Annotated in this window: 24 protein-coding genes; 14 read left to right on the forward strand and 10 right to left on the reverse strand. The window is 69.1% G+C overall.

Features of this window, described 5'->3' with window-relative positions:
• Nucleotides 1-173 precede the first annotated feature (173 nt).
• The 5 genes from ACFVW6_RS09180 to ACFVW6_RS09200 all read right to left on the reverse strand — a co-directional run bounded on the left by ACFVW6_RS09180 (nt 174) and on the right by ACFVW6_RS09200 (nt 3,542).
• Nucleotides 174-794: a hypothetical protein gene (locus ACFVW6_RS09180; RefSeq protein ID WP_378824749.1), complete on the reverse strand. Its 621-nt coding sequence runs from the start codon at nt 792-794 to the stop codon at nt 174-176.
• A 50-nt stretch (nt 795-844) separates the two neighbouring features.
• Nucleotides 845-1,384 carry a hypothetical protein gene (locus tag ACFVW6_RS09185; protein WP_378824746.1) on the reverse strand — a complete coding sequence of 180 codons (540 nt, stop codon included), beginning with the start codon at nt 1,382-1,384 and terminating at the stop codon, nt 845-847.
• A gap of 24 nt (nt 1,385-1,408) precedes the next feature.
• Nucleotides 1,409-1,819 carry a hypothetical protein gene (locus ACFVW6_RS09190; protein WP_378824744.1) on the reverse strand — a complete coding sequence of 137 codons (411 nt, stop codon included), beginning with the start codon at nt 1,817-1,819 and terminating at the stop codon, nt 1,409-1,411.
• 182 nt (nt 1,820-2,001) lie between these two features.
• On the reverse strand, nt 2,002-2,760 hold the full coding sequence (locus ACFVW6_RS09195; protein WP_378824742.1) for a TipAS antibiotic-recognition domain-containing protein: 759 nt from the start codon (nt 2,758-2,760) through the stop codon (nt 2,002-2,004).
• A 68-nt stretch (nt 2,761-2,828) separates the two neighbouring features.
• The gene (locus tag ACFVW6_RS09200) at nt 2,829-3,542 is read right to left on the reverse strand and encodes an SDR family NAD(P)-dependent oxidoreductase (protein ID WP_378824740.1); all 714 of its coding nucleotides are present in this window, start codon (nt 3,540-3,542) and stop codon (nt 2,829-2,831) included.
• Between the two features lie 105 nt (nt 3,543-3,647).
• Between ACFVW6_RS09200 and ACFVW6_RS09205 the strand changes: the two genes are divergently transcribed.
• A complete protein-coding gene (locus ACFVW6_RS09205; protein ID WP_378824737.1) occupies nt 3,648-4,274 on the forward strand; it encodes a TetR/AcrR family transcriptional regulator in 627 nt (208 codons plus the stop codon).
• A 13-nt stretch (nt 4,275-4,287) separates the two neighbouring features.
• Here ACFVW6_RS09205 and ACFVW6_RS09210 read toward each other — a convergent pair whose 3' ends face one another.
• Nucleotides 4,288-5,259 (reverse strand): EamA family transporter, encoded by a 972-nt coding sequence (locus tag ACFVW6_RS09210; RefSeq protein ID WP_378824735.1) that lies wholly within the window; start codon nt 5,257-5,259, stop codon nt 4,288-4,290.
• 102 nt (nt 5,260-5,361) lie between these two features.
• On the opposite strand from ACFVW6_RS09210, the gene ACFVW6_RS09215 reads away from it, so the two are divergent.
• A complete protein-coding gene (locus ACFVW6_RS09215) occupies nt 5,362-5,862 on the forward strand; it encodes a MarR family winged helix-turn-helix transcriptional regulator (RefSeq protein ID WP_378824733.1) in 501 nt (166 codons plus the stop codon).
• A gap of 11 nt (nt 5,863-5,873) precedes the next feature.
• Here ACFVW6_RS09215 and ACFVW6_RS09220 read toward each other — a convergent pair whose 3' ends face one another.
• A complete protein-coding gene (locus tag ACFVW6_RS09220; protein WP_378824731.1) occupies nt 5,874-7,439 on the reverse strand; it encodes a SpoIID/LytB domain-containing protein in 1,566 nt (521 codons plus the stop codon).
• Between the two features lie 237 nt (nt 7,440-7,676).
• Between ACFVW6_RS09220 and ACFVW6_RS09225 the strand changes: the two genes are divergently transcribed.
• Nucleotides 7,677-10,082, forward strand: a complete 2,406-nt coding sequence (locus tag ACFVW6_RS09225; protein WP_378824729.1) for an N-acetylmuramoyl-L-alanine amidase — start codon at nt 7,677-7,679, stop codon at nt 10,080-10,082.
• Nucleotides 10,083-10,149: 67 nt separating this feature from the next.
• Here the strand turns inward: ACFVW6_RS09225 and ACFVW6_RS09230 are convergent, their stop codons facing one another.
• The gene (locus ACFVW6_RS09230) at nt 10,150-10,986 is read right to left on the reverse strand and encodes an HAD family hydrolase (RefSeq protein ID WP_355283597.1); all 837 of its coding nucleotides are present in this window, start codon (nt 10,984-10,986) and stop codon (nt 10,150-10,152) included.
• Between the two features lie 77 nt (nt 10,987-11,063).
• Between ACFVW6_RS09230 and ACFVW6_RS09235 the strand changes: the two genes are divergently transcribed.
• From ACFVW6_RS09235 to ACFVW6_RS09280, 10 genes are all read left to right on the forward strand, one after another.
• Nucleotides 11,064-12,041 (forward strand): ABC transporter permease, encoded by a 978-nt coding sequence (locus ACFVW6_RS09235; RefSeq protein ID WP_355283594.1) that lies wholly within the window; start codon nt 11,064-11,066, stop codon nt 12,039-12,041.
• Nucleotides 12,038-13,006: an ABC transporter permease subunit gene (locus tag ACFVW6_RS09240; protein WP_355283591.1), complete on the forward strand. Its 969-nt coding sequence runs from the start codon at nt 12,038-12,040 to the stop codon at nt 13,004-13,006. The genes ACFVW6_RS09235 and ACFVW6_RS09240 overlap by 4 nt, the downstream gene beginning before the upstream one ends.
• A complete protein-coding gene (locus tag ACFVW6_RS09245) occupies nt 13,003-14,853 on the forward strand; it encodes an ABC transporter ATP-binding protein (protein WP_378824725.1) in 1,851 nt (616 codons plus the stop codon). The genes ACFVW6_RS09240 and ACFVW6_RS09245 overlap by 4 nt, the downstream gene beginning before the upstream one ends.
• A 19-nt stretch (nt 14,854-14,872) precedes the next feature.
• A complete protein-coding gene (locus ACFVW6_RS09250) occupies nt 14,873-16,567 on the forward strand; it encodes an ABC transporter family substrate-binding protein (RefSeq protein ID WP_378824723.1) in 1,695 nt (564 codons plus the stop codon).
• The gene (locus ACFVW6_RS09255; protein WP_378824721.1) at nt 16,564-18,255 is read left to right on the forward strand and encodes an ABC transporter family substrate-binding protein; all 1,692 of its coding nucleotides are present in this window, start codon (nt 16,564-16,566) and stop codon (nt 18,253-18,255) included. Before ACFVW6_RS09250 ends, ACFVW6_RS09255 begins: the two co-directional genes overlap by 4 nt.
• Before the next feature lie 49 nt (nt 18,256-18,304).
• Nucleotides 18,305-19,978: an ABC transporter family substrate-binding protein gene (locus ACFVW6_RS09260; protein WP_378824719.1), complete on the forward strand. Its 1,674-nt coding sequence runs from the start codon at nt 18,305-18,307 to the stop codon at nt 19,976-19,978.
• Nucleotides 19,979-19,981: 3 nt separating this feature from the next.
• Nucleotides 19,982-20,626: a hypothetical protein gene (locus ACFVW6_RS09265; protein WP_355283580.1), complete on the forward strand. Its 645-nt coding sequence runs from the start codon at nt 19,982-19,984 to the stop codon at nt 20,624-20,626.
• Nucleotides 20,627-20,716: 90 nt separating this feature from the next.
• Entirely contained in the window at nt 20,717-21,475 is a 759-nt protein-coding gene (locus tag ACFVW6_RS09270; RefSeq protein ID WP_378824716.1) for a FadR/GntR family transcriptional regulator, read from the forward strand.
• A gap of 132 nt (nt 21,476-21,607) precedes the next feature.
• A complete protein-coding gene (locus tag ACFVW6_RS09275; RefSeq protein ID WP_378825675.1) occupies nt 21,608-22,219 on the forward strand; it encodes a sterol desaturase family protein in 612 nt (203 codons plus the stop codon).
• A gap of 85 nt (nt 22,220-22,304) precedes the next feature.
• The gene (locus tag ACFVW6_RS09280; RefSeq protein WP_378824714.1) at nt 22,305-22,703 is read left to right on the forward strand and encodes a helix-turn-helix domain-containing protein; all 399 of its coding nucleotides are present in this window, start codon (nt 22,305-22,307) and stop codon (nt 22,701-22,703) included.
• Here the strand turns inward: ACFVW6_RS09280 and ACFVW6_RS09285 are convergent.
• Both ACFVW6_RS09285 and ACFVW6_RS09290 read right to left on the reverse strand, forming a co-directional pair.
• Complete coding sequence (locus ACFVW6_RS09285) at nt 22,700-23,101, reverse strand: hypothetical protein (RefSeq protein ID WP_378824712.1); 402 nt, start codon at nt 23,099-23,101, stop codon at nt 22,700-22,702. The genes ACFVW6_RS09280 and ACFVW6_RS09285 overlap by 4 nt on opposite strands.
• A 171-nt stretch (nt 23,102-23,272) precedes the next feature.
• Nucleotides 23,273-23,821: a TetR/AcrR family transcriptional regulator gene (locus ACFVW6_RS09290; protein WP_378824710.1), complete on the reverse strand. Its 549-nt coding sequence runs from the start codon at nt 23,819-23,821 to the stop codon at nt 23,273-23,275.
• A 121-nt stretch (nt 23,822-23,942) separates the two neighbouring features.
• Here ACFVW6_RS09290 and ACFVW6_RS09295 point away from each other — a divergent pair, with 121 nt between their 5' ends.
• A complete protein-coding gene (locus ACFVW6_RS09295) occupies nt 23,943-24,701 on the forward strand; it encodes a carboxymuconolactone decarboxylase family protein (protein WP_378824707.1) in 759 nt (252 codons plus the stop codon).
• Nucleotides 24,702-24,728 lie beyond the last annotated feature (27 nt).

Consider the following 24,728-nt stretch of genomic DNA (forward strand, 5'->3'; position numbering starts at 1 on the left):
CGCTCCCATCCCTGGCGAACTCCACCATTCAGCGGGCGGCTGACCCGCCGGCCCCGGATACGGATGACCCTGGCCGTAAGGCACGGTCGCCGGTGACGGCGAAACCGGCTGGGCGACACCCTCGCTCGGAGTGTGCCCGGATGGATAGCTCATGCGTGATCCCCCTGCGCGCGTCAGTAGTACGGGTAGGGAGCGTACGCAGGCTGGCGGGCGGCCCGGATCCAGCGACCCGTGGACGGGGCTGCGGCGCAGAGGAGGATGAGCAGCGGGATGCAGGTGGCGACGACGCTGCCGATGACCACGGCCGGCGGGGCGCCTTCGCTGGCCGCGATCGCGACCGAGATCGCGCTGATCAGCAGGCCGATCGTGGACAGGATGATCAGGATCACCCGGCCCGCGGTCTTGCGGCGGAACAGCAGGATCGAGCCGAGCAGCCACAGCAGGGCGGGGATGGCGGCGATCGCGATACCGGCGATCGTTCCGGCGCGGGCGTCGTCGCTGCGGACCGAGTCGGTGTTCAGCTCGGTGGCCGCGACCACGCCGAGACCGATCAGCGCGAACAGCGAGATCAGCAGGGAGAGCAGGGCCGCGGTGATTCCGGTGCCACCGCCCGCCCGCTGCGGCGCGCCGTAAGCCGGTGCGCCGTAACCGTATCCGGGCGCGGGTTGCTGCGCGTACCCGTACGGCTGTGGGGCGTAGCCCTGTTGCGCGTAGGGATCGGCCGCGTAACCGGGTTGCGCGTAACCACCCACGTACGGGTCGTGGCCCTGCTGTGGACCATACGGGTATCCCATGGTGTCCCCCTCCGAAACGAGCGCGGCGTCGCGCCGCTGACCTGCCGAAACTATACGGCCGAACCGACAGCCCGCTCGGTCCGAGCGTAGGCCGCCGTCCACGGCAGCGCCGCGGGCACCAGCACCAGCGCACCGAGCGCGACGGCCGCCAGCGCGGCCGCCCAGCTGTGGTTCACGATCGCCGTCACCGCACCGGGTACCCCACCGAACCCGATCGGAATCGATCGGAGGACGGATTCCTCGGCGAACCAATGGATGCCGTACTCGGAGTCGTAGTTCACCAGCGTCGCCAGCAACCCGAGCACGCCGAGTCCGACCTGCGCGCCCGCCGCGACGATCAGCACCCACCGGCCGGACTCGTCGCGCCGGGCCAGCAGCATGCCGCCGTAGCCGAACGCGAACGCCGCCACCAGCGCGCCGAGCGTGGTGAACAGGGCAAGCGAGTCGTCGAGCCGGTCGGGGTCGTTCAGGAAGGCACGCACCAGGACCACGGCCCCGACCAGGTTCGCCACCGTGGCAACACCGGCACAGCACACGGCGACGATCGCCGTCACCTCACCGGCTTTCGACTTCGCATCCCGCACGACCATGGCTCGACCGTATCCCGAGTCGGCCTAGCGCGTCGTGGTCCACCGGCGCGTCGGCTCGATCAGGCTGAGCACCAGGATCACCACATTGAGCGCGAGCCACCAGTCCAGCGGCCCGACCCGCAGCCCGTGCCCGGCCCCGTTGAGCACGACGACCAGCAAGGTCGCCCCGCTCATCGCCCCCGATATCCCCACCAGGATCCGCCTGCCGAGCATCCGCCGCCGCAACAGCAGCACCGCCCCCAGCAGATACACCACCCCCAGCCCACCGACGATCCCCGCACCCGCGTAGTCGAGCTCGATCTCCCGCCCGAACGCCCGCACCACCGCCGTCGCCGTGCCGACGATGATCCCGGCACCCCCGACCAGCACCCCGAGCCACCCGGCGACCAGCGCGGTCACCGCGCGAGAAGGCCGCTCGGGCTCCACCTGATCCACCACTATCCCCTGCACGTTGTCGTCGTCGCCGTCAGTTATACGGCGCGACGGCCGATCGAGCCCGTCGACCGAGGTCCCGGGGGCACGCCGGGCAGCCTACGACGCCGAAAGCCGCGTCCGGGCGGGTGGCGTCCGGGCGCGGCTTCCTGCTAGTTCCCGGCTGGGCGCCGGGTAAACCGCGATCAGGCGGTCCGGCCTGCGACGTGGGCGCGGAAGGCCTCGAGGATGTACTCGGCGGTGCCGTCGCCGTGCACGTCGTAGTTCTTGCGGAAGCGCGGGTCGGCGACGTACATCTCGCCCAGGTTGAGCAGATATTCGTCGGTCACGGGGCGGCCCTGGGTGCCGTCGCCGAGCCAGGCGCGGTGCCTGGCGACGATCGCCTGGACGGTCTCGCCGTCGACGGGCAGGCCCGCGGCATGGGCCTTGCCGAAGTCGGCGGAGATGTCGAGCTGGGTCTGCAGGAATCCCTGCTTGTCCGCTTCGCTCAGCGAGCGCCACCAGCGGTCGCCGCTCTCGTAGGCCTCCTTGCCCCAGCGTTCGGTGACCTCGTCCTTGTACTGGGTGTGGTCGAAGCCGTCGAAAACCTCTGCGGCCATGAGTGGTTCACCTCTTTCGGTCTTGTGCAACGTGGTCGACACCGATTCGATCCGGCGCGCGATCAGATCCTGTTGCTGCCGCAGCAGCTCCAGGTGGGTCCGCAGCGCGCCCGCGGTGTCCTGTTCCCCGGCGAGAACCTCGGCGATCACCGGAAGGCCGAGGCCGAGTTCGCGCAGCAGCAGGATGCGCTGCAGGCGGATCAGGGAGTTCTGGTCGTAGTAGCGGTAGCCGTTGGCGCCGATCCGGCTCGGTTCCAGCAGGCCGAGCTGCCCGTAGTGGCGCAGCGTGCGGCTGGTGGTGCCCGCGGCTTTCGCGAGGTCCTGGATGGACCATTCACCCGCCATGACCTGTCCCTTTCTCGTCGGTGTCCCCAGTCTGCAAGTTGACGCTACGTCAAGGTCAACCCCGAAACTCAGAACCCGATCTCGACCTCGACGGTGTCGCGCTCGGTGTACATCCGCCAGTACCGGGCACCGAGTTCGGCATTGCCGATCCGGGGCAGCACCAGGCCGTCGGGGATCAGTTCGGGATGCGCGTCGATCTCCAGCTGCACGGCGCTGTGCTCGATCAGCGCGCCGATCGCCAGCAGCCCGACGTAGACCCCGGTGCCGTCGAGCTCGGCGGCCAGCTGCCGGACGTAGGCCCGCTGGGCACCCAGCGCGACCCCCATATTCGCCAGGTAGGGCTGCAGATTCGCCTCCGAGGCGCCCGAGGAGAACAGCAGCGCGCCACGGCCGCGCGCGAGCATCCCCGGCAGCAACGCCCGGCTGAGCTCGATCGACGAGTACACCTTGAGCGCGAACGGCAGCTGCAGCGACCGCCGGTCGACCGCCCTGGTCGACTCCGCGCGGATCGACATCCCCGCGGCCGCCGCGTGCACCGCCACCTCGATCGGCCCCAGCTTCTCCTCGACCCGCGCGACGACCTCGGTCAGCTGCGCGGAATCGGTGATGTCGGCCGCGAACGGCTCGGCCTCGACGCCGTCGGCGCGCAGGGCCGCCGCGCGTTCGCCGGCCGCGGCCGGGTCGCGGCCGATCACCGCGACCCGAAAACCGTTGCGGCCGAACTCCCATGCCGTCCCGGCGCCGAGACCTGGTCCGTATCCGAAGATCGCGAGCGTGCTCATCCGACTACCTCACTAAGTTGAGTGTTGGTTCAAGTTTTCGCAAGATAGCACCAAGTTGAACCTAGGCTCAAGATAAATCGCGACACTGATTTGTAGGATCGGCGAATGCCCGAGGACAAGCCGTTGCGCAGCGACGCCAAGCGCAACCGCGACGCGCTGGTCACCGCGGCCCGCGAGCTCTTCGAGGAACGCGGCCTCGACGCCCCGCTCAAGGACATCGCCGCACGCGCCGGCGTCGCGATCGGCACCCTCTACAACCGCTTCCCCACCCGCGACGACCTGATCGCCGCCGCCGTGGCCGACCGCGTCGAGGCGGGCACCAGGATCGCCGAGCAGGCGCTCGAGCTCACCGATCCGTGGGAGTCGTTCACGGTCCTGGTCGAGCGGATCTGCGAGCTCCAGGCGAGCGACCGCATCCTCGGTGAACTCGCCCTGCGCAACCCACCGAGCGAGGCGCTGGCCCGCGCGCGCGACCACGGGCACGGCCTGATGCGCCGGATCATCGAGCGCGCCCAGGCCGCAGGCGCGCTGCGGCCGGACTGGACGCTCGAGGACATCGCCTTCATCACCTGGTCGCACACGAGCGTGGTCGCCGCGACCGCGACCGTCGCCCCCGACCTCTGGCGCCGCAACCTGGCGCTGATCCTGGACGGCCTGCGCGCGAAAGCCGCGCACCCCCTGCCGGTCCCGGCCCTCACCGAGGACCAGTTGATGCGGGCGATGCGCGGCTGACGGTTCGCTTGTCTCAGCGCGCGGCCGAAACCGTCTCCGGCGCGGGCAGAACCGCGACCTTCGTGATGACTCCGGTCCGCGCGGCGCCCACCGTCGACGCGGCTTCCGGCGCGGCCTTCGGTGGAATCTGGCCGAGCACGGTGCCGCCCAGCGCGATGACCAGGCCGAGGACCTGCAGCGGAGTCAGCGCCTGACCGAGCGCGATCCAGCCGATGACCGCGGCCGACATCGGGCTCAGCAGCCCGAGGAAGGCCACCGACGTCGCGGGCACCCGCGAGATCCCGCGGAACCACAGCCAGTAGGCCAGCGCGGTGCCGATGACGCCGAGGTACAGATAGCCACCGATGGCCTGCGCGTCCATGGCGGGCGGCGCGCCTTCGATCAGGACGGCGAGCGGCAGGATGAACAGGCCGCCCGCGGTCAGCTGCCAGCCGGTCATCGCCAGCGGACCGACGCCATCGGGACGTCCCCACTTCTTGGTCAGCACGGTGCCCGCCGACATCGACGCCGCGCCGGCCAGCCCGGCGACGACACCGATCGTGTCCAGCTCGGCATTGCCGCGCAGCACCACCAGCGCCACCCCGAAGACGCCGATCAGGCCCGCGAGCACCTTGCGCCGAGTCGGCGTCTCGGACAGCAGAACCGCGGCGAAGCCGAGCGCGATCATCGGCGCCACCGCGCCGAGCACCCCGGCGACCCCACCCGGCAGCCGGTAGGCCGCCAGGAACAGCAGCGGGAAGAACGCGCCGATATTGAGGATGCCGAGGACGGCGGCGCGGCCGAGCCAGATGCCGTGCGGCAGCACCCTGGTCAGCGCCAGCAGCGCGAGACCGGCGGGCAGCGCGCGCATCAGCGCGGTGAACAGCGGCCGGTCCGGCGGCAGGAATTCGGTGGTGACGGCATAGGTGGAACCCCAGACGATCGGGGTCAGTGCGGTGAGTGCGAGGGTGCCCGCGTAGCCGGTCGGGCGAGTTGCCGTCGTCATGTTCGCTCCTGATTGATAATCTCAACATTGAAATACCTACCCGGCGGGATGCCTCATCGTCAAGTAGATGAACGTTAAGATTTTCAATAGAGAGGGATACGCATGCGGGACGCCGTCGATCTGATCACCGAGCACTGGGAGATCCAGCGACCCGATGTCGATGTGTCACCGATGGCGATCGTCGGCCGGATCACCCGGCTCTCGCGCGTCCTCGAACAGGACCTCAAGCGCTTCTTCGCCGGTCACGGCCTGGAATTCTGGGAGTTCGACGTGCTCGCGACGCTGCGCCGCTCCGGCGGCGACACCGGGCTGACCGCGGGCTCGCTGAACCGCGCCGCGATGGTCACCTCCGGCGCGATCACCAATCGCATCGACCGGCTGGCCGCCAAGAACCTGGTCCGCCGGGCGCCCTCGGCCGACGACCGCCGCTCGGTCTTCGTCCAGCTCACCGACGAGGGCAGGGAGCTGGTCGACCGGCTGCTGCCGCTGCACATGGACAACGAGCAGCGCCTGCTCGCGGCACTCGGCGCCGAGGACCGCGCGCAGCTCGCCGCCCTCCTGCGCACCCTGGCCGTCGGCCTGGACGACACCACCCTGGACTGATCCCGAGGCGGCTACTCGCCGTCGTAGACGCCCGGATTCTGCTGCCCGGCCACGGGAGCTTGCTGACCGTTAGCCGGATTCACCGGAACATGCGGCACGGCAACGGGATTCACCGGGCCGTGTGGCGCGGCATGCGGATTCGCCGGAACGGCAACGGGATTCACCGGGCCGTGCACCGGGCCGAGCGGAGCACCGCCCGCGGCGGCCTGGGCAGGCGCACCGGGATGCGCGGGCACCGAAGCCTGCGCCCCCGGCGCGACACCCGTGGGCGCGGTGCCCTCCGGCGTGGTCACCTTCGGCTGCCCCGAGGCCGACGGCGGCAGCTGATCGCCCACTTCCGGCACCAGTTGCAGCAGCGTCGAGAAGTCGACCACCTGGGCACCGAGCGTCTTGGTCGCCACGATGACACCGTTCGTGTACAGCCGGTACGTGCCCGCGCGCTGCGGCAGCATCATCTCCGGCCCGATCGGCGCGCCGATGGTGCTCTCCGGACCGCCGATCCGCCGGTACTCGGTGTCGATCGCGGTCTCGCCCGCCAGCGCTTCGATGGTCGGATCGGGCCTGGTCGGCGCGGTGGGAGCGGTGGGGGCCGGTGCGGTTTCCACGAGATCGCCGGGCGCGGGGCCGACGGCGAAGGTCTCGATGTCGGCCGGGCGGCCACCGTCGGGCGCGGCCGAGTACTCCGAGCGCAGGATCAGCCCGTCGCGCAGCAGCACGGTGCCCGCGGTCGCCGCGACGGCCTCGGTGGTGCGCGCGTCCTCCTTCACCGTCCCCGGATACACCTGGCAGTCGGTGGTGTCGCAGGTCTGCGCGTAGTCGTAGCGATTCTCGGCGAGCGCGTAGGAGCGGGCCGCGATGGCCTGCGCGCGCAGCGCCTCGAACGCGCCCTGATCAGCCCAGTTCGCCTGCATCTCGGCGGGCAGCACGCCGGCGAGATAGTCGTCGAGATCGACCTGGTTGACGGTCCGGTACGCGCCCCCTTCCAGCGCGACACCGAGCGCGCCGCGATAGCCGGTGCCGCCGCACAGCGTCAGGTGTTCGGCGGCGGGCCGACCCGGTCCCGGATCGAGCGGATAGACGAACGGGTCGTCGGTCGCGGCCTGCCACAGCACTTCGCCGTCGCAGCCCGTGGTCACCACGACATTCGCGCCGCCGTCGGGCAGCGGGGTGAGGTGGGCGGCTTCGCCCGGCCCGATCATCCGGCCCGCGACCTGCGCGCCCGCGGCGGCGAAGGTGTCGAGGGTGGCGTCGTCCTGGGCTTGCAGCCGGACCCCGATGGTGAGCGGCCCGACCTGACCGAGGTCGGCGCCGGGGTAGTAGTGGCCGAGGATCTCCTCGGCGGACCGGCCCTCCCTGGCGCTGTCGAACGCGCCCACCTGACTCATTCCGCGTCCGTGGCCGGCACCGACGGTCGGGGCGACCTGGCCGGGCAGGATCTGCCACAGCCCGAACGCGCCGGTCAGCGCCAGTGCGGTGCCACCGACCAGTACCGGCAGCGGCGCGGTCTTGATCATCGGCACGGCGCGGCGCCGGGTGCCCCTGCGGGTACTGCGGTTGATCTTGGTGTCCGCTCTCATACTGCGCTCCCACGGTGTCGCGGTTCGACCGGCGGAGCTCGCGTCGGCATGTCGTCGTGGCCGAGCGGGTTCCGAAGGCTACATTCGAGCAATCACATAATCCTCAAGTTGAGGTTTAGATGTGTGACGTATGTTAACTAGTGTGGTGTGTGAGGCACGAGGAAGCAAGCATCACTTGCCGGTGATGGCCCCGATGCCACCAAGGTCTACGAGCTCGACCCTGATTGGAGAAGGCACGTGCGATATCGAAAGCCGAAACGTTCCTACGTGCTCCCGGTGGTCACCACGCTCGCCGTCGCCGCACCCGTCGGCGCGTTCGCGCTGAGCGATTCGACCGACTACCGCAGCACCAACGACTCCCAGCTCGCGGCGGTGCCGACCCAGCTGGCGGAGGTCGCGCTGACCGCCGTCCCCGACATCACGGTCCCGCTGCGCGAACTGACCGGTCTCGACCTGCCCGATCTGCACCTGTCGGATCTGCAGATGCTGCCGCTGCCGACCTCGATTCCGGTGCCGCCGGGATTGCCCGTTCCGCCGGGCGTGGCGCTGCCCACCGAGATCCCGCTCCCGGCGATCCCGACGAAGGCGCAGCCGACCACCACGACGCCCGCGCCCGCCCAGCAGGGCAACGCGCCCGCCGCGCGGCCGCCGGTTCCGAGCACCTCGGTCCCGACCGCGCCGCCCGCCGCGCCGACGACGACGGCCGCCCCGGCGCCGATCGCGCCCGCGGCCCCCGCCCCGGCAGCCCCGGCGCCCGCCGCACCGGCAGCTCCGGCACCGGCGGCTCCGGCACCCGCCACCCCCGCACCGGCTGCTCCGGCACCGGCCGCACCCGCGACCACGCCCCCGGCGGGCGCGCCGGTCGTCCAGCACCGCCCGAGCGGGATGAAGTTCATCGCCGATCCGGCCAACCTGGAACCCGGCACCACCCCCGAGACCCCGGCGCTGTCGCCCGGCGCGGTCGGGCCCGACCTGATCGACCAGGTCGGCGCGCAGGTCAAGGAGCTCACCCAGGACACCCCGTTCAGCATGGTCGCGGTCACCGCGCGCGACCTGGTGAACACCACGACCAAGCTGCGCGCCCGGCAGCTCGACGGCAACTGGGGCCCCTGGTACGACGCCGATCCGGTCGACACCAGGGCCACCGACCAGACCCCCGCCGACGCGCCGACCGGCACCGAGCCGATCTACGTCGGCGAGACCACCGCGGTGCAGATGCTGGTGACCCGCAAGCCGGTCGCAGGCCCCGACCACAGCGATCCGGCCCATCTCACCGAGGCCGCGCTCAAGGCGATCCTGATCAACCCGGGCCGCGCCGCCATCGACGCCGGACTCACCGACGTCGCCGCCGCGCTGCCGGGCGGTGGCCCGAAGGTCATCACCCGCGCGCAGTGGGGTGCCGACGAGTCGATCCGCTGCCAGGAACCCACCTACGACGACGGCGTCGGCGGCATCACCGTGCATCACACGGCCGGTCGCAACGACTACAGCCGGGCCGAGTCGGCGGGCATCGTCCGCGCGATCTACGCCTACCACGCCGAGACCCTCGGCTGGTGCGACATCGGCTACAACGCCCTGGTCGACCAGTACGGCCAGATCTTCGAGGGCCGCTACGGCGGCCTCGACCGGGCGGTGCAGGGCGCGCACGCGGGCGGGTTCAACGAGAACACCGTCGGGGTGGCGCTGATGGGCAACTACGAGACCGAGACGCCGAGCACCGAGTCGATCAACGCGATCGGCAAGTTCGTCGGCTGGCGGGCCAAGCTCGCGGGGATCAACCCCAAGGGCCACACCACCATGTACTCCGAGGGCACCGAGTTCACCCCGTACGCCCAGGACGAGGCGGTCGACCTGCCGACGGTGTTCGCGCACCGCGACGTCGGCAACACCGACTGCCCCGGCGACGCGGCCTACGCCCTGATGGACCGCATCCGCGGGATCGCCGCGGGCAACAGCACCTACTCCTCCCCCGCGACGCCGGAACGGCCGCCGAGCCAGCAGGCCCGCGCGCCGCAACAGCAGGAGCAGGAACCGCAGCAGGGCAATATGGCCGAACTGGGCGCGCTGGTCGACAAGCTGCTCGGCCTGTCCGGCTCGAACGAGATCGCCAGGCACTGGGTGAGCCGCGGCGGTGTCGACGGTCCGCTCGGCGCGCCGAAGTCGGATCTGCTGTCCGGCGCGCAGGGCCGCCAGTACGCGAAGTTCGCCAACGGCTACATCTTCTCCGGGGAGAACGGCGCGGTCTTCGAGGTGGTCGGGGCGATCCTGGACCGCTACCTCAGCCTCGGCGGCGACTCGGGCGTGCTCGGTCTGCCGACCGGCAGCGCCTACCTGGTGCCGGACGGTCTGCGCACGGACTTCCAGAACGGCTCGCTGGTGCTCAACGAGCTGACCGGCATCGTCACCACGTTCTGGAAGACCTACAACGAGACCTACAAGGCCGAGATGGAGGGCATGAACGGCACCAAGCCGGAGCAGGCGCCCGCCACCACCGCCCCCACCTCGACGGTCCCCGCGGCACCCGCCGCTCCGGCGCCGACCGAGCCGGTCGCCCCGCAGGTCCCGGCCGAACCGCAGTCCGTCCCCGTGGAACCGGCACCGGCGCAACCGCCGGTCGCCACCGAACCCGCCCCGGCCGGCTAGCCCCCGGTCACGGCGAAGAACAGCCGGTGCGCCTCCTCGTGAGGGCACCGGCTGTTTATGTCGCGGGTCAGTTCCACCAGCGTTCGAGCACCATCGCCACCCCGTGGTCGACATTGCTGCCGGTGACCTCGTCGGCCGCCGCGCGAGCCTCGGGATGGGCGTTGCCCATGGCGACGCCGTGCCCGGCCATCGTCAGCATCGGCACGTCGTTGGGCATGTCGCCGAAGGCCACGATCGACCCCTCGTCGATCCCGAACCGCCGCGCCACCTCGACCAGCCCCGACGCCTTGGTCACCCGCGGCACCGCGATCTCGATCAGCCCGCTCTCGGTGGAGTAGGTGATCTCGGCGCGGTCCCCGACCAGCGGGGCGAGCGCGGCGCGCATGTCCGAACTGCGGGCCGAGCTGAGCCGGATCAGCATCTTGATCGCTGGCGAGTCGATGACCTCGGCATGCGAGACCACGGTGTCGTCGGGGTTGAGCCAGGCGTGCTCGTAGGTCGGCGAGCTGACGAACTGCGGGGTGGCCGCGTCGTGCGCGCTGGCACCGACCCGCTCGGTGGCCAGCCCGCAGCCGGGCAGCGCGTGCTCGGCGAGCTCGGCGAGCCAGGCGAGGGTGTCCACGTCGAGGGTGTGGCTGGACAGGATCCGGTCGGTCGCGCTGTCGTAGATGACCGCGCCGTTCCCGCACACCGCGAGCGGGGCGTACCCCAGCTCGCTGACCACCGGGTCGATCCAGCGCGGCGGCCTGCCGGTGGCGAGCACGAAGGTGACACCGTCGTCGACGAGCGCGGCGACGGCGGCCTTGGTGCGGGCCGAGACCTTGTCGGCGTCGTCGATCAGCGTGCCGTCGACGTCGGTGGCCACCAGCTTCGGTTTCGGGTGCAGGGGCGTCATCCATTCCATCCTGCCGCACGTCGCCACGCGGGGACGGCGGACTGTCCTTATGATCAGGGCCTGATTACCCGATCCAGAGGGGACTGATGACCGGCTTCTTGTTGCGGCGCACGCTCAACTACATCGTGCTCCTGTTGCTGGCCTCGTTCCTGACGTTCAGCCTCGCATCCCTCACGTTCAACCCGCTCGAGAGCCTCGAGCAGCGCAATCCGCGCCCGCCACAGTCCGTGATCGATGCCAAGGCCGAGCAACTGCACCTCGACGAGCCGATCCCCCAGCGCTATCTCAGCTGGCTCGGCGGCGTCGTGCAAGGGGATTTCGGGACGACGCTGGCCGGGCAGCCGGTGAGCGAGGAGCTGGGCAGGCGGGTGGCGGTGAGCCTGCGGCTGCTGATCCTCGGTTCGGTGATCGGCACCGTGCTCGGCGTGCTGATCGGTGCGGCGAGCGCGATCCGGCAGTACAAATTCAGCGACTACTTCGCGACGGTGGTCTCACTGCTGATCATCTCGACGCCGGTGTTCCTGCTGGCCACGCTGCTGAAATACGGTGCGCTACAGATCAATACGGCCACCGGGACGCAGATCTTCCTCTACACCGGCGAGACCTCGGCCACCCAGGTCGTCGGCCTGTGGAACCAGTTCGTCGACCGCGCACAGCATATGGTCCTGCCGACCCTGGTGCTGGTGCTCGGCGCCGCCGCCGGATACAGCCGCTACCAGCGCAACGCCATGCTCGACGTGTTGCAGAGCGATTTCATCCGCACCGCCCGCGCCAAGGGCCTCTCGCGCAACCGCGCGCTCTACAAACACGGCCTGCGGACCGCGCTGATCCCGATGGCCACCCTGTTCGCCTACAGCCTCGGCGGCCTGATCACCGGCGCCACCTTCGTGGAGAAGATCTTCGGCTGGCACGGCGTCGGTGAATGGTTCGTCGACGGCATCAATGCCCAGGACCTCTACATCGTCGTCACGATCGCGACCTTCGCCGGTCTGGTCGTGCTGGTGTCGGGTCTGCTCTCCGATATCGTGCTGGCGCTGCTCGACCCGAGGGTGCGTGTGTCATGACCGAAACCGAACTCATCGCCGTCGGCGCGCCCGAGGCCGCCGCGGCGGGCCGCCGCAAGCTGGTCTGGCGCCGCTTCCTGCGCAACAAGCCCGCCGTGGTCGGCGCGGTGATCCTGATCCTGCTGTTCATCCTCAGTTTCGCGCTGCCGCCGCTGCTGCCGTGGGACTACCAGCAGCTCGACTACAAGGCCCTGCTGAAGCCGCCGAGCGCCGAGCATCCGTTCGGCACCACCCAGATCGGCCAGGACGTGCTCGCCCAGACCATGCGCGGGTTGCAGAAGTCGCTGGTGATCGGCTTCTGCGTGGCGATCTTCTCCAGCATCATCGCCTCGACCGCCGGCGCGGTGGCCGGGCTGCTCGGCGGCTGGCCCGACCGGGCCATCATGTGGCTGGTCGACCTGCTGCTGGTGGTCCCCGCGTTCATCATCATCGCGATCTTCGCCCCCCGCACCAAGGGGTCCGGCTCGATCGCCATCCTGATCGTGCTGCTCAGCGTGTTCGGCTGGATGATCGCGGCACGCATCATCCGCGGCCTGACGATGAGCCTGCGTGAACGCGAATTCGTGCGCGCCGCACGCTATATGGGCGCGCCGACGCACAAGGTGATCATCAGCCACATCATCCCGAACATCGCCTCGATCCTGATCATCGACACCACGCTGGCCGTCGGCGCGGCGATCAGCGCCGAGACCGGGCTCAGCTTCCTCGGTTTCGGTGTGCAGCCGCCCGATGTGTCGCTGGGTTCGCTGATCGCGACGGGCACCAAGTCGGCACTGACCTATCCGTGGCTGTTCCTGTTCTCCGGCGGCCTGCTGATCACGATCGTGCTGTGCGCCAACCTCGTCGGCGACGGCCTGCGCGACGCCTTCGACCCGGGCGCTCGCGGCGCCCGCAAGGCGCGCAAGGAGGTCGCGGAGAAGAAGGACGAAGCGCAGGTGGAGTTGAAGAAAGCCGAGAAGCGATGACCTCGAACACGTCCACCGCGCCGCTGCTCGAAGTCACCGATCTGCGGGTCTCCTTCCCCGGTGAGGAAGGCCGCGTCGACGCGGTGCGCGGGGTGAACTACACCGTGGCCGACGGCGAGGTGCTGGCCATCGTCGGCGAGTCCGGGTCCGGCAAGTCGGTGTCCTCGCTGGCCGTGATCGGCCTGCTGCCCGAGCAGGCGCGCGTGCAGGGTTCGATCCGGTTGCGCGGGCGCGAGCTGCTCGGCCTGGGCGACAAGCAGATGTCGAAACTGCGCGGCTCCTCGGTCAGCATGGTCTTCCAGGACCCGCTCTCGGCGCTCACCCCGGTGTACCGGGTGGGTGATCAGGTGGCCGAGGCGCTGCTCGCGCACGGCACGATGCACCGCAAGGAAGCGGCCGAACGCGCGATCGAGCTGCTCGAGCTCGTCGGTATCCCCGACGCGCGAGCGCGGGCGCGGGCCTTCCCGCACGAGTTCTCCGGTGGCATGCGCCAGCGCGTGGTGATCGCCATGGCCATCGCCAACGATCCGGCGCTGATCATCTGCGACGAGCCGACCACCGCGCTCGACGTGACCGTGCAGCGGCAGATCCTCGACCTGCTGCGCAAGGCGCGCGACATCACCGGCGCGGGCGTCATCATGATCACCCACGACATGGGCATCGCGGCCACGATCGCCGACCGGGTCGCGGTCATGTACGCGGGCAAGGTCGTCGAAACCGCCCCGGTCGCCGAGCTCTTCACCGCGCCCCGGATGCCGTACACGGTGGGCCTGCTCGGTTCCATCCCGCGCATGGACGGCCCGCCGCGCCGCCCGCTGATCCCGATCGTCGGCGCGCCGCCCGCCATGCACGACCTGCCGCGCGGCTGCTCGTTCGCGCCGCGCTGCCCGGTCTCGATCGACGACTGCGCCGCCGCCGAGCCGCCGCTGGAGAAGGTCGCGCCCCGGCACTCGGTCGCCTGTATCCGCACCGCCGAGGTGGGCTCGGCGCAGCTGTTCGACGCCTACCGCAAGGAGATCGCCACCCCGGCGCAGCCGGAGGCGGTGGAGTCCGATGTCGTCCTGCGGGTCACCGACCTGGTGAAGACCTTCCCGCTCACCTCCGGGGTGATCCTGCGCCGCAAGACCGGCGAGGTCCGCGCGGTCGACGGCATCAGCTTCGCCGTGCGCGCGGGCCGGACCCTGGCCCTGGTCGGCGAATCGGGCTCGGGCAAGTCGACCACGCTGTCGCAGATCATGGACCTGGTGCGGCCGCAGTCGGGCAGCATCGAGGTGCTCGGCAACGACGTCGCGACCCTCACCAAGGCCCGCACCCGCGAGATCCGCCGCAAGATGCAGATCGTCTTCCAGGACCCGAGCGCCTCGCTCGATCCGCGCCTGCCGATCTTCGACGCGCTGGCCGAGCCGCTGCGCATCGACGGCCGCTCGCGCGAGGAGGTCAACCGCCGGGTGCCCGAGCTGCTGCGCCAGGTCGGGCTGCGGCCCGAACACGCCGACCGCTACCCGGCCGACTTCTCCGGCGGCCAGAAGCAGCGCATCAGCATCGCGCGCGCCCTGGCGCTGGACCCGCAGCTGCTCGTCCTGGACGAACCCGTCTCCTCGCTGGACGTGTCGATCCAGGCCGGTGTGCTGAATCTGCTGCGTGACCTGCAAGCCGAGCGCGGGCTGTCGTATCTGTTCGTCTCGCACGACCTCTCGGTGGTGCGCAATCTGGCCCACGACATCGCCGTCATGCTGCGCGGCAAGATCGTCGAATCGGGCCCGGCCGAGCAGATCTTCGCCGATCCTCGGCACGAGTACACCCGCTCGTTGATCGCGGCCGTTCCGGAACCCGTCGTCAGCGGCTGATCACGCAGGAGGCCCCGCCATGAGATCCCGAGGAATGCAAGCCCGTCGTCGTGCCAGGCTGCGTTGCGCCGCCGTGGTGGTGGCGGCCGGGATGATCGTGGCGGGGTGTGGGTCCGCCGACGATTCGGCCACGGGTCTGACCGACGCGCTCGGGACCACCAGCGATATCAACCCCCTGCCGCGCGAAGCCCTGCGCGAGGGCGGGAACCTGCGGCTGGCGACGACCAGCTACCCGGCGAACTGGAACACGCTGTCCAACGACGGCAACGACGGCGAGATCGCCGACATCCTGCGCCCGATGATGCCCCGCTCGTTCGCGATCGACGCGGCGGGCAAGCTCACCGTCGACACCGACTACTTCACCGATATCGCGCTGACCGGCACCGATCCGATGCGGGTGACGTACACGATCAACCCGAAGGCGGTGTGGTCGGACGGTTCCCCGATCACCTGGGAGGACATCGCCGCGCAGGCGAACGCGCTCAGCGGCCGGGACAAGCGCTACCTGATCGCCATCACCAACGGTTTCGAGTTCGTCGACAAGGTCGAGCGCGGCGTCGACGACCGGCAGGCGGTGCTCACCTTCGGTACCCCGTTCGCCGACTGGCGCGGCCAGTTCGCCGGCAACAGCTCGCTGTACCCGAAGTCGGTGACCAGCACCCCCGAGGCCTTCAACACCAGTCAGGTCGACGCGATCGGCCTCACCGCCGGCCCGTTCATCATCACCGCCACCGACCGCGGGCAGGGCCGGATCACCCTGGGCCGCAACCCGAAATGGTGGGGCGAGCAGCCGCTGCTCGACACCATCACCTACAGCGTGCTCGACCACACGGCCTGGGTGCAGGCGTTGCAGAACAACGAACTCGACCTGGTCCGGCTGACCACCATCGACGAGGTGAAGACCGTGCGCGGCACCGAGGGCCTGGTGGTCCGCCGCGCGCCGGGTAACCGCTGGCGCCACATCACCTTCAACGGCGCGCCCGGCTCGATCCTCGCCGAAGAGGGCGTGCGCGTAGCGATCTCGAAGGCAATCGACCGCCAGGGCATCGTCACCGCGTTGCAGAACGGCCTGGTCGAGGACCCGAAGCCGCTGAACAACCACATCTTCCTGCAGGGCCAGGACGGCTACCGGGACAACAGCCTCGGCTTCGACCCCGCCGCCGCGGCCAGGGAACTCGACGCGCTCGGCTGGAAGCTCAACGGCGATGTGCGCGAGAAGGACGGCCGCAAGCTCGTCATCCGCGACGTCATGTACAACGACCCGACCTGGGTGCAGATCGCCCAGATCATCCAGCAGAATCTCGCCGCGATCGGCGTCGGCCTGACCATCGACACCAAGCCCTCCGCCGGCTACTTCACCGACGTCATCCAGCCCGGCGATTTCGACGCCGCCCAGTTCATCTTCCAGGGCGACCCGTTCCCACTGTCCAGCATCCGCCAGATCTACTACTACGACCCCACCGACCTGCAGGGCAACTACGGCCGCATCGGCTCCCCCGAACTCAACGCCCTGATCGAACGCACCATCACCGAACTCGACCCGCAGAAGTCCATCGAGCTGGCCAACCAGGTCGACCGCGCGGTGTTCGAGGAGGGCCACTCCCTGCCCCTCATGCAGTCCGACGGCAGCTTCGGCGCCCGCACCACCCTCGCCAACATCGGTTCGCCCGGCTTGGCATCGTACGACTACACGAAGATCGGATTCACGAAATGACCACTGCTACTTACGCATCCCGGCTGCGTCGCGCCGGTTTCCGCGTGGCGGCGCCCGCTGTCGCTTTGACGCTGGTGCTCGGTGGTTGTGGTGGCTCCGATTCCACCGTGGAGTCCGAGGCGAACGCCATCGTCGCGGTCAACGACATCAATCCGCAGGAGCGCGACGCCCTGCGCGACGGCGGCAATCTCCGTTTGGCGCTGAGCAGCTTCCCCGAGACGTTCAACAGCCTGCACGTCGACTCCGACGGCGAGATCAGCGATGTCACCGCGTGGACGCTGCCCGGCTCGATCAATGCCGATGCCGCGGGCGAACTCACGATCGACCACAACTTCTTCACCGACGTCCAGCTCACGAACACCGATCCCCAGCAGATCGTGTACACGATCAATCCGAAGGCCGTGTGGTCCGACGGTTCCCCGATCACCTGGGCGGACCTGCGTTCGCAGGCCGCGACGATGAGCGGGCGCGACAACGCGTTCAAGATCAGCCACGACCAGGGCTACAGCAGCGTCGAGAAGGTAGAACGCGGCGTCGACGACCGGCAGGCGATCGTCACCTTCGGTGCGCACTACGCGGAATGGAAGGGCCTGTTCAATCCGCTCTATCCGCGTCAGCTCACCGAATCGCCGCAGGCCTTCGACGACCTGTACCGCAGCGAGATGCCGCTGTCGTCGGGACCGTTCATCATCACTTCGATCGATCGCGCGCAGCAGCGAGTCGTGTTGAGCCGCAATCCGCGCTGGTGGGGCGATACCCCGAAGCTGGACACGGTCACCTACAGCGTGCTGGCCGACGAGGCGCGCCTGACCGCGCTGCAGAACAACGAACTCGACGCCACCGGTGTCAGCGGCATCGACGAGGTCTCGGCGGCGACCGGCACACCGGGCATCAAGGTCCGGCGGACCCCGGCCAACGCGTACTCCCATTTCACCTTCAACGGCGCGCCGGGGTCGATCATGGCCGATCCGAAGCTGCGCGTCGCGATCTGCAAGGGCATCGACCGGCAGATGATCGCCACCGCGACCCAGCAGGGCATCGTGACCGATCCGAAGCCGCTGAACAACCACCTGTTCCTGGCCGGTCAGAAGGGTTACCAGGACAACGCCCAGTCGGTGGCCTACGACCCGGCCGAAGCCGCGCGCATGCTCGACGAACTGGGCTGGAAGCTCAACGGTGACGTCCGCGAGAAGGACGGCCGCAAGCTCGAGATCCGCGACGTCATGTACCAGTCCGACACCTGGCTCCAGGTGGCCAAGATCGCGCAGCAGAACCTCGCGGCCATCGGCGTGAAATTGACGATCGAGACGTACCCCGGCAACGGCCTCTTCACCAACGTGGTCGACCCGGGCAATTTCGACATCGTCCAATTCGTCTGGTCCAAGAGCATCTTCCCGCTCGGCGCGCTCCCGCAGATCTACGCCTACGACCCGGCGAACCCGCTCAGCAACAAGGGCCGGATCGGCACGCCCGAACTGAATGCCCTGATCGAGGAAGTGATCGCCGAGCTCGACCCGGAAAAGGCCATCGAGCTGGCGAACAAGGCCGATCGGATGATCTTCGAGGAAGGCTTCTCCCTGCCCATCGTGCAGTCCGCGGGTACGGTCGCGGTGCGGGACACCCTCGCGAACTACGGTTCGCCGGGACTGGCGTCGTACGACTACACCAAGGTCGGCTTCGTCAAGTAATCACCACAGTGCCGCACTCGTGCAGCGAACATTTGGAAAGGAGCGGACCATGCGGATTCGTTCATTGACCACGCGCCTGGCCATACCTCTGGTCATCGTCAGTGTGCTCGCTGCCGGGTGCAGCTCGGAGGAACCGCCGGCCGAGGGCCAGGCCGCGCTCGGCACGACCAACGACATCAATCCGAAGGATGTCAGCGAGCTGCGCGACGGGGGCAACCTGCGGCTGGCGCTCACCTCGCTGCCGGAGAACTGGAATTCCCTGCACACCGACGGCAACGACGGTGACACCGGCTCGATCCTGCGGCCGGTGATGCCGCGCGCGTTCAAGACCAATGCCGCGGCGGAACTCTCGGTCAACACCGACTTCTTCACCGATGTCGCCCTGACCAACACCGAGCCACAGCAGGTGACCTACACGATCAATCCCAAGGCGGTGTGGTCGGACGGCTCGCCGATCACCTGGGAGGACATCCAGTCCCAGGCCAACGCGCTCAGCGGCAAGGACAAGGCCTTCCTGATCGCGAACAGCAGCGGCTTCGACCGGATCGAGAAGGTCGAGCGCGGTGTCGACGACCGGCAGGCCGTCGTCACCTTCAACAAGCACTACGCCGACTGGCGTGGCCAATTCGCCGGTAACTCCTTCCTGCTCCCCAAGTCCGCCACGGCGACGCCGGACGCCTTCAACAACAGCCAGGTCAACGGACTCGGCCTGTCGTCCGGTCCGTTCATCGTCCAGTCCGTCGACCGCGGGCAGGGTCGCGTCGTCCTTGCCCGCAACCCCAAGTGGTGGGGTGCGACGCCGAAGCTGGACACGATCACCTTCAGCGTGCTCGACAGCGCGGCCTTCGTGCCCGCGCTGCTGAACAACGAGATCGACGCGGTCGGCGTGGCCAGCCTGGACAACCTGAAGTCGGTGCGCAACGCGCCGGGCGTCGCGGTCCGCCGCGCACCCGGCAACAGCTGGGGCCACTTCACCTTCAACGGTGCGCCCGGTTCGCTGCTCGCGGAACAGGGTGTGCGCGTCGCGATCTCGAAGGCGATCGATCGACAGGGCATCGCGACCGCCATCCAGAACGGTCTGGTCCAGGACCCGCAGCCGCTGAACAATCACATCTACCTGCGCGGCCAGGACGGCTACCAGGACAACAGTCTCGGGTTCGACCCGACGGCGGCGGCGAGCGAGCTCGACGCGCTCGGCTGGAAGCTCAACGGCGACGTGCGCGAGAAGGACGGGCGCAAGCTCGAGATCCGCGACGTCATGTACAACGACCCGACCAATATCCAGATCGGTCAGATCATCCAGCAGAATCTCGCGCAGATCGGCGTCAAGCTGACCATCGAGACCAAGCCGGGCGCCGGTCTGTTCTCGGACGTCCTGCAGCCGGGCAACTTCGATGTGGGCCAGTGGTTCTGGGCCGGTGACCCGTTCCCGCTGAGCAGCCTGACCCAGATCTACGGCTACTACCCGGACGACATCCAGGGCAACTACGGCCGGATCGGCTCGCCCGAGCTCAACGCCCTCATCGAGCAGACCATCTCCGAACTCGATCCGGACAAGGCCAAGGAACTGGCCAACCAGGTCGACCGGAAGGTCTTCGAGGAGGGCCACTCGGTGCCGCTGTTCCAGTCCGCGGGCAACGTCGGCGTGCGCGCCGATCTCGCCAACTTCGGTGCGGCGGGCCTGGCTTCGCTCGACTACACCAAGATCGGCTTCGTGAAGTAACCCGTGACCAGTTCCGGCCCGGCGCGCGCACTCACCTACCCCCTGCTGGTCACGTCCGGCACCATCGCGGTCATCGCCGCGCTGGTGCCGTTCGCCGATCTCGATCAGCTGAGTGCGCTCGCCGTGGTCGTGCTGGTGATTCTCGCGGTCACCACCTATCAGGTGGGGCTGGCGTTCGGGGTCCTGCCGACCGGGCTCGTCGCGACGGGCACGGTCGGGGGGCGGCGGGTCCGGCAGCAGCATCGGCTGGTCAGCCGGTCGTGGCTGGAGATCACCAGTGGGGATCGGATGGTGTGGCAGCCGGTGTTCTACGAGCCGGGCCTGTCCGCGCTGACGCCGACCGACCTGGAGCTGACCGGGCGCACGATCCGCACCGGCGATACCCGCTTCTACCCGTCGGGCCGGGTCCGCAACACCGAGCCGGCGGGCAAGCTCATCGATAACCCGAGCCGCCCGTCCGAGGTCCCCGCGTTCGGCGTCGCCCGCCGCCTGGTCCTCGATGTCCAGCCCGCCGTCGCCGCCCCGATCGCGGGCCTGCTGTGGGTCTACGTCATGAACGGCGGCATCCCCGCCTTCGCCGGCGCGACTCTCGCCGCCGCCGCCACGTTCACCTGGTTCTCTGCCATCCGCGGCTCCGACCCCAGCTGATTCCCCCTGCTCAGACATGGGTACCAATTCTGCCGATTCAACTGGTCTGACCACTTGACCTCTTGACCTGTTGGGTGGATTATCGAGGGCATGGCGTGGACTCCTGTCGTGAAGCGGTCGGTATCGGGTGATGTGTTCGAGCAGATCGCCGCCGAGGTGCTGGGCGGGGAGCTGGCGGCGGGGAGCACCCTGCCGAGCGAGCGCCAGCTGGCGGAGGCGCTGGGAGTGTCGCGGCCCGCCGTGCGGGAGGCGTTGCAGCGGCTAGCGGCGGCGGGGCTGGTGTCGGTGCGGCAGGGGGAGGCCACCACCGTGCTCGACTATCGACGCAGCGCCGGACTGGAAGTGCTGCCCCGGCTACTGCTGCGGGGCGACACCATCGATCCCGCCGTGGCGCGCAGCATTCTCGAGGCGCGGCTGCACAACGGTCCGAAGATCGCCGAGCTGGCGGCCGCCCGGGTCCGGCGGGCCCGGGCCGGCGGCGATGATTCCGCGACCGCGCCCGGCGCACTCGCGACCGAGCTCGGCCTGCTCCACGACACCGTGGACACCCTGCTCGCCGAGGCGGACCCGCTCACCCAGCAGCGCATCGCCCTCGAATTCTGGGACCACGTCCTCGAGCTGGCCGATTCGATCGCGTTCCGGCTGATGTATTCCATGCTTCGCGCCGCCTACGAACCAGCGCTGGCGGCGCTCGCGCCGATCATGTCCGCCGAGGTGGGCAATGGTGGCGCGTATCGAGACCTGGCCGCCGCGATCACCGCGGGCGAGCCGGAACGGGCCGCCGAGTCCGCGCGAGCACTGCTCGGGCCGGCGACCACCGCTCTCATCCACGCCCTCGACGGGGCGTGATCCACCCGAGGAATCGCCATGAAGAATGACCGTCCGACAACGACGTCGCACGACACCACCGCGGCCGATCCGGGCCGCCCCACCGGATCCGGCGCGGCCCGCTCGCTCCGCCGCAGCGCCTCGCTGGGCGAGATGGCCCGCGAGTTCGTCCGGCATCCCTCGCCCTGGATGATCGCCACCGTCTTCGTCGCCGTCCTGGTGGCGCGCATCGCCGTCGGCGACTGGCAGTTCACCGACGCGCTCGTCCCGCTGATCGTCATCGGCACGTTCCCGCTGACGGAGTGGATCATCCACGTGACGGTGCTGCACTGGCGCCCACGTCATCTCGGCCCGCTGACCATCGACAGCGAACTGGCCAGCAAACACCGTGCGCACCACACGGATCCGCGCGATATCCCCCTGGTGTTCATCCCACCCAAGTCGCTGGCGTTCACCATCGTCGCCCTGCTCGCGATCGGCCTGCTGGCCTTCCCGCGCCTCGGCCTCGGCCTGACCTTCCTGCTGACGATCACCACCCTGGGCCTGCTCTACGAGTGGACGCACTACCTCATCCACACCGACTACAAGCCCAAGCACGCGCCCTACCGGGCAGTCTGGCGCAATCACCGCCACCACCACTACAAGAACGAGCACTACTGGTTCACCGTCACCACCTCCGGCACCGCCGACCGCCTCCTCGGCACCGCCCCCGACCCCGCGACCGTCGCCACCTCCCCAACAGCCCGCCACCTCCACGCTGGATAGCGCTAGGACCGCCTTCCCCACCGCCGAACGTTGGCGTAGCATATAAGCTACGCCGTACCGGACACGTTGAGGAGGCGAACCAGCGATGAGCGACCGAAGCGTGTTCTGGGCCGACCTGGCGGAAGACCTCGAGGATCCCGATTTCCTTCGCGAGTTCGTCTTGGAAGCGGTTCGAATCAAGACGGTCGACTCGATCATCAACGCGCTGGACCGAGCCCGTGAGCAGTCCGAGTTGACGAAGGCAGAGCTGGCGCGGGCGATGTCCACCGAACCCTCGACCATTCGGCGCCTACTCACCACACCGAAGAACCCGACGCTGCGGACAGTCACGGAAGCTGCCGCAGCGCTGGGCTTTCGGTTGACGCTCGAACCGCTGGACGAACCGGGCCGAGACGCACTGACCACTGCCCTGACTTCGGGGCGGGTGCACGACCTCGCCGGACTCGAAGCAGCGGTCGAGCAGTTCGACCGCGCCGCCTGCTAACCGACCGACCGCGGATTGCTCGCCAGATACTCCTCTCCAAGATCGCGAATCTTCTGGTAGTCGGCTGCCGAGAAGGTAGTTCCGTAAGACTTTGTCAGCCCACCGATAACCACCAGCAACGGCTTGTCACATCCCACGGCCGCATAGTCGAGTCGACAAAAGATGCGGAAATGCTGCGGACGGCTGTCGCATCGGATCTCGAACCAGCCAGTCATGTCACCGCGCATGGCTTCCCAGTACCCACCGCCGGCGAACCTCTTGGGCGGCGCGGCCGCGACAGCGATCAAGACCGCTTTGGCCTTGGCCCTGGCCTTGACGGGAAGCGCTTCGATGTAGTCACGACCGGGTAGTCGGCCACATGCGCTGCGGAAGTAGACGATCTCGTGCGGGTCATCCACGGATGGCCGTGTTCGACAGTGCGGCGCCGACGCCGGGTTCGGTCCACGGCCCTTCGCCCGAGGGCGCTTGTCAGGCGACATCGAATCATGATGCTTTCGTGCTATCGCCCAGCAAAAGCGAAGTCGGCGTGTCCGACCAAGGCGGGTCATGCACGCTGCATCGCACCGCGCTCAGGACAGGAGTTTCGCGGCGATGGTGGCGGCGCGGTCGGCGGCGGCCGGGGAGTTCTCGCGGACGGCGGTGACGATGGCGCCGTCGATGAGCAGGGCCAGTTCGGGGGCGAGGGTGTCGGGGTCGGGTTGGTTTGCGGCGGTGAGTAATTCGGTGAGGTAGGCGATGACGCGTCGCTTGTGGCGGTCGGCTACCTGGTGGGCGGGGGCGGTGGGGTCGGCGACCTCGATCATCGTGTTGATGAAGGCGCAGCCGCGGAAATCGTTGCGGGCGAAGCGTTGTGCGAGTGCGGTGAAGACGGCCATGGGGCGCGCGGCGGGGTCGTCGACGGCTTCGACGGAGGTGCGCAGCCAGTCCAGCCAGCGGCGGTCGCGGTCTTCGAGGACGGCGACGACCAGGTCATCCTTGCTCGCGAAGTGGCGGTAGAAGGAGGCGCGGCCGACGCCGGACTCCTGGAGCAGCCGATCGATTCCGACGGCGCGAATGCCCTCCGCGTAGAACAACTCCTCGGCGGTGCTGAGCAACCGCTGCTTGGCCTGTGTCGCCATGCGCTCACCGTACCAGAACGGAAACGATCGGTACCGAGTTGATTGACCAAGACGGAACCGATCGGTACCGTCACGACTCGGTACCGATCAGTACCGTTATCGAACATCTCTGGAGCGCACCATGTCCCGACTGCCTGTTCTCTCCGCCGACACCGCCGACGCCGAGCAGGGCGAACTGCTCACCGAGGTCCAGCGGCAACTGGGCCGAGTGCCGAATCTCTACGCCGCCATGGCGAACAGCCCGGCCACCCTACGGGGGTATCTACGCCTGCGAGACGCGCTGACGGCGGGCAAGCTCGACGCCCGCACCCGCGAGCAGCTCGCCCTGCTGATCGCCGCCGACAACGGCTGCGACTACTGCGTTTCGGCGCACACGATGCGCGCGGCGAAGATGGGCTTCTCCCCCGACGCGATCACGGCGACACACGCCGCCAGGGCCGAGGACCCGCACGCCGAAGCGGTGCTGCGCTTCGCCCGCGAGGTGCTGCGCACCGGCGGCCGGGTGGCCGACGACCAACTGACCGAGGCCAGGAACAGCGGCGTCAGCGATGCCGAACTGACCGAGGCCGTCGGCCATGTCGCGCTGAATGTGCTGTCGAACTATTTCAATCACGTCGCCCGCCCTGAGCTGGACTTTCCGCCCGCTCCCCACACCTCGAAAGCACCTGCGATGACACCGAAATGGCGAGCCGCCGACACCGTAGAACTGGTCGCGGGCTACACCCTGACCGATGCCGACGGGCAACAGACCGCGACGGTGCGCGACGTACGCGTCGCCATCGAAGGCGGCTTCGCGCACATCCGCGTCGACGGCAGCGACCGCGTCCAGGTGGTGTCGGCGCCGGCCGTCGCACTGATCACCTATCGCCCCGAATCCTGATCCGGCGCAGCACGAAATGCCCGGTCC

Source organism: Nocardia sp. NPDC058244, from assembly GCF_042882065.1.
In the GTDB taxonomy this organism is placed as follows: domain Bacteria; phylum Actinomycetota; class Actinomycetes; order Mycobacteriales; family Mycobacteriaceae; genus Nocardia.

Excerpts from the sequence above, each read along its gene's own strand:
- ACFVW6_RS09180 (WP_378824749.1), bottom strand. The coding sequence starts at position 794 with ATGGGATACCCGTATGGTCCACAGCAGGGCCACGACCCGTACGTGGGT.
- ACFVW6_RS09185 (WP_378824746.1), bottom strand. The coding sequence starts at position 1,384 with ATGGTCGTGCGGGATGCGAAGTCGAAAGCCGGTGAGGTGACGGCGATC.
- ACFVW6_RS09195 (WP_378824742.1), bottom strand. The coding sequence starts at position 2,760 with ATGGCGGGTGAATGGTCCATCCAGGACCTCGCGAAAGCCGCGGGCACC.
- ACFVW6_RS09200 (WP_378824740.1), bottom strand. The coding sequence starts at position 3,542 with ATGAGCACGCTCGCGATCTTCGGATACGGACCAGGTCTCGGCGCCGGG.
- ACFVW6_RS09205 (WP_378824737.1), top strand. The coding sequence starts at position 3,648 with ATGCCCGAGGACAAGCCGTTGCGCAGCGACGCCAAGCGCAACCGCGAC.
- ACFVW6_RS09210 (WP_378824735.1), bottom strand. The coding sequence starts at position 5,259 with ATGACGACGGCAACTCGCCCGACCGGCTACGCGGGCACCCTCGCACTC.
- ACFVW6_RS09215 (WP_378824733.1), top strand. The coding sequence starts at position 5,362 with ATGCGGGACGCCGTCGATCTGATCACCGAGCACTGGGAGATCCAGCGA.
- ACFVW6_RS09220 (WP_378824731.1), bottom strand. The coding sequence starts at position 7,439 with ATGAGAGCGGACACCAAGATCAACCGCAGTACCCGCAGGGGCACCCGG.
- ACFVW6_RS09230 (WP_355283597.1), bottom strand. The coding sequence starts at position 10,986 with ATGGAATGGATGACGCCCCTGCACCCGAAACCGAAGCTGGTGGCCACC.
- ACFVW6_RS09235 (WP_355283594.1), top strand. The coding sequence starts at position 11,064 with ATGACCGGCTTCTTGTTGCGGCGCACGCTCAACTACATCGTGCTCCTG.
- ACFVW6_RS09240 (WP_355283591.1), top strand. The coding sequence starts at position 12,038 with ATGACCGAAACCGAACTCATCGCCGTCGGCGCGCCCGAGGCCGCCGCG.
- ACFVW6_RS09245 (WP_378824725.1), top strand. The coding sequence starts at position 13,003 with ATGACCTCGAACACGTCCACCGCGCCGCTGCTCGAAGTCACCGATCTG.
- ACFVW6_RS09250 (WP_378824723.1), top strand. The coding sequence starts at position 14,873 with ATGAGATCCCGAGGAATGCAAGCCCGTCGTCGTGCCAGGCTGCGTTGC.
- ACFVW6_RS09255 (WP_378824721.1), top strand. The coding sequence starts at position 16,564 with ATGACCACTGCTACTTACGCATCCCGGCTGCGTCGCGCCGGTTTCCGC.
- ACFVW6_RS09260 (WP_378824719.1), top strand. The coding sequence starts at position 18,305 with ATGCGGATTCGTTCATTGACCACGCGCCTGGCCATACCTCTGGTCATC.
- ACFVW6_RS09270 (WP_378824716.1), top strand. The coding sequence starts at position 20,717 with ATGGCGTGGACTCCTGTCGTGAAGCGGTCGGTATCGGGTGATGTGTTC.
- ACFVW6_RS09275 (WP_378825675.1), top strand. The coding sequence starts at position 21,608 with ATGGCCCGCGAGTTCGTCCGGCATCCCTCGCCCTGGATGATCGCCACC.
- ACFVW6_RS09280 (WP_378824714.1), top strand. The coding sequence starts at position 22,305 with ATGAGCGACCGAAGCGTGTTCTGGGCCGACCTGGCGGAAGACCTCGAG.
- ACFVW6_RS09290 (WP_378824710.1), bottom strand. The coding sequence starts at position 23,821 with ATGGCGACACAGGCCAAGCAGCGGTTGCTCAGCACCGCCGAGGAGTTG.
- ACFVW6_RS09295 (WP_378824707.1), top strand. The coding sequence starts at position 23,943 with ATGTCCCGACTGCCTGTTCTCTCCGCCGACACCGCCGACGCCGAGCAG.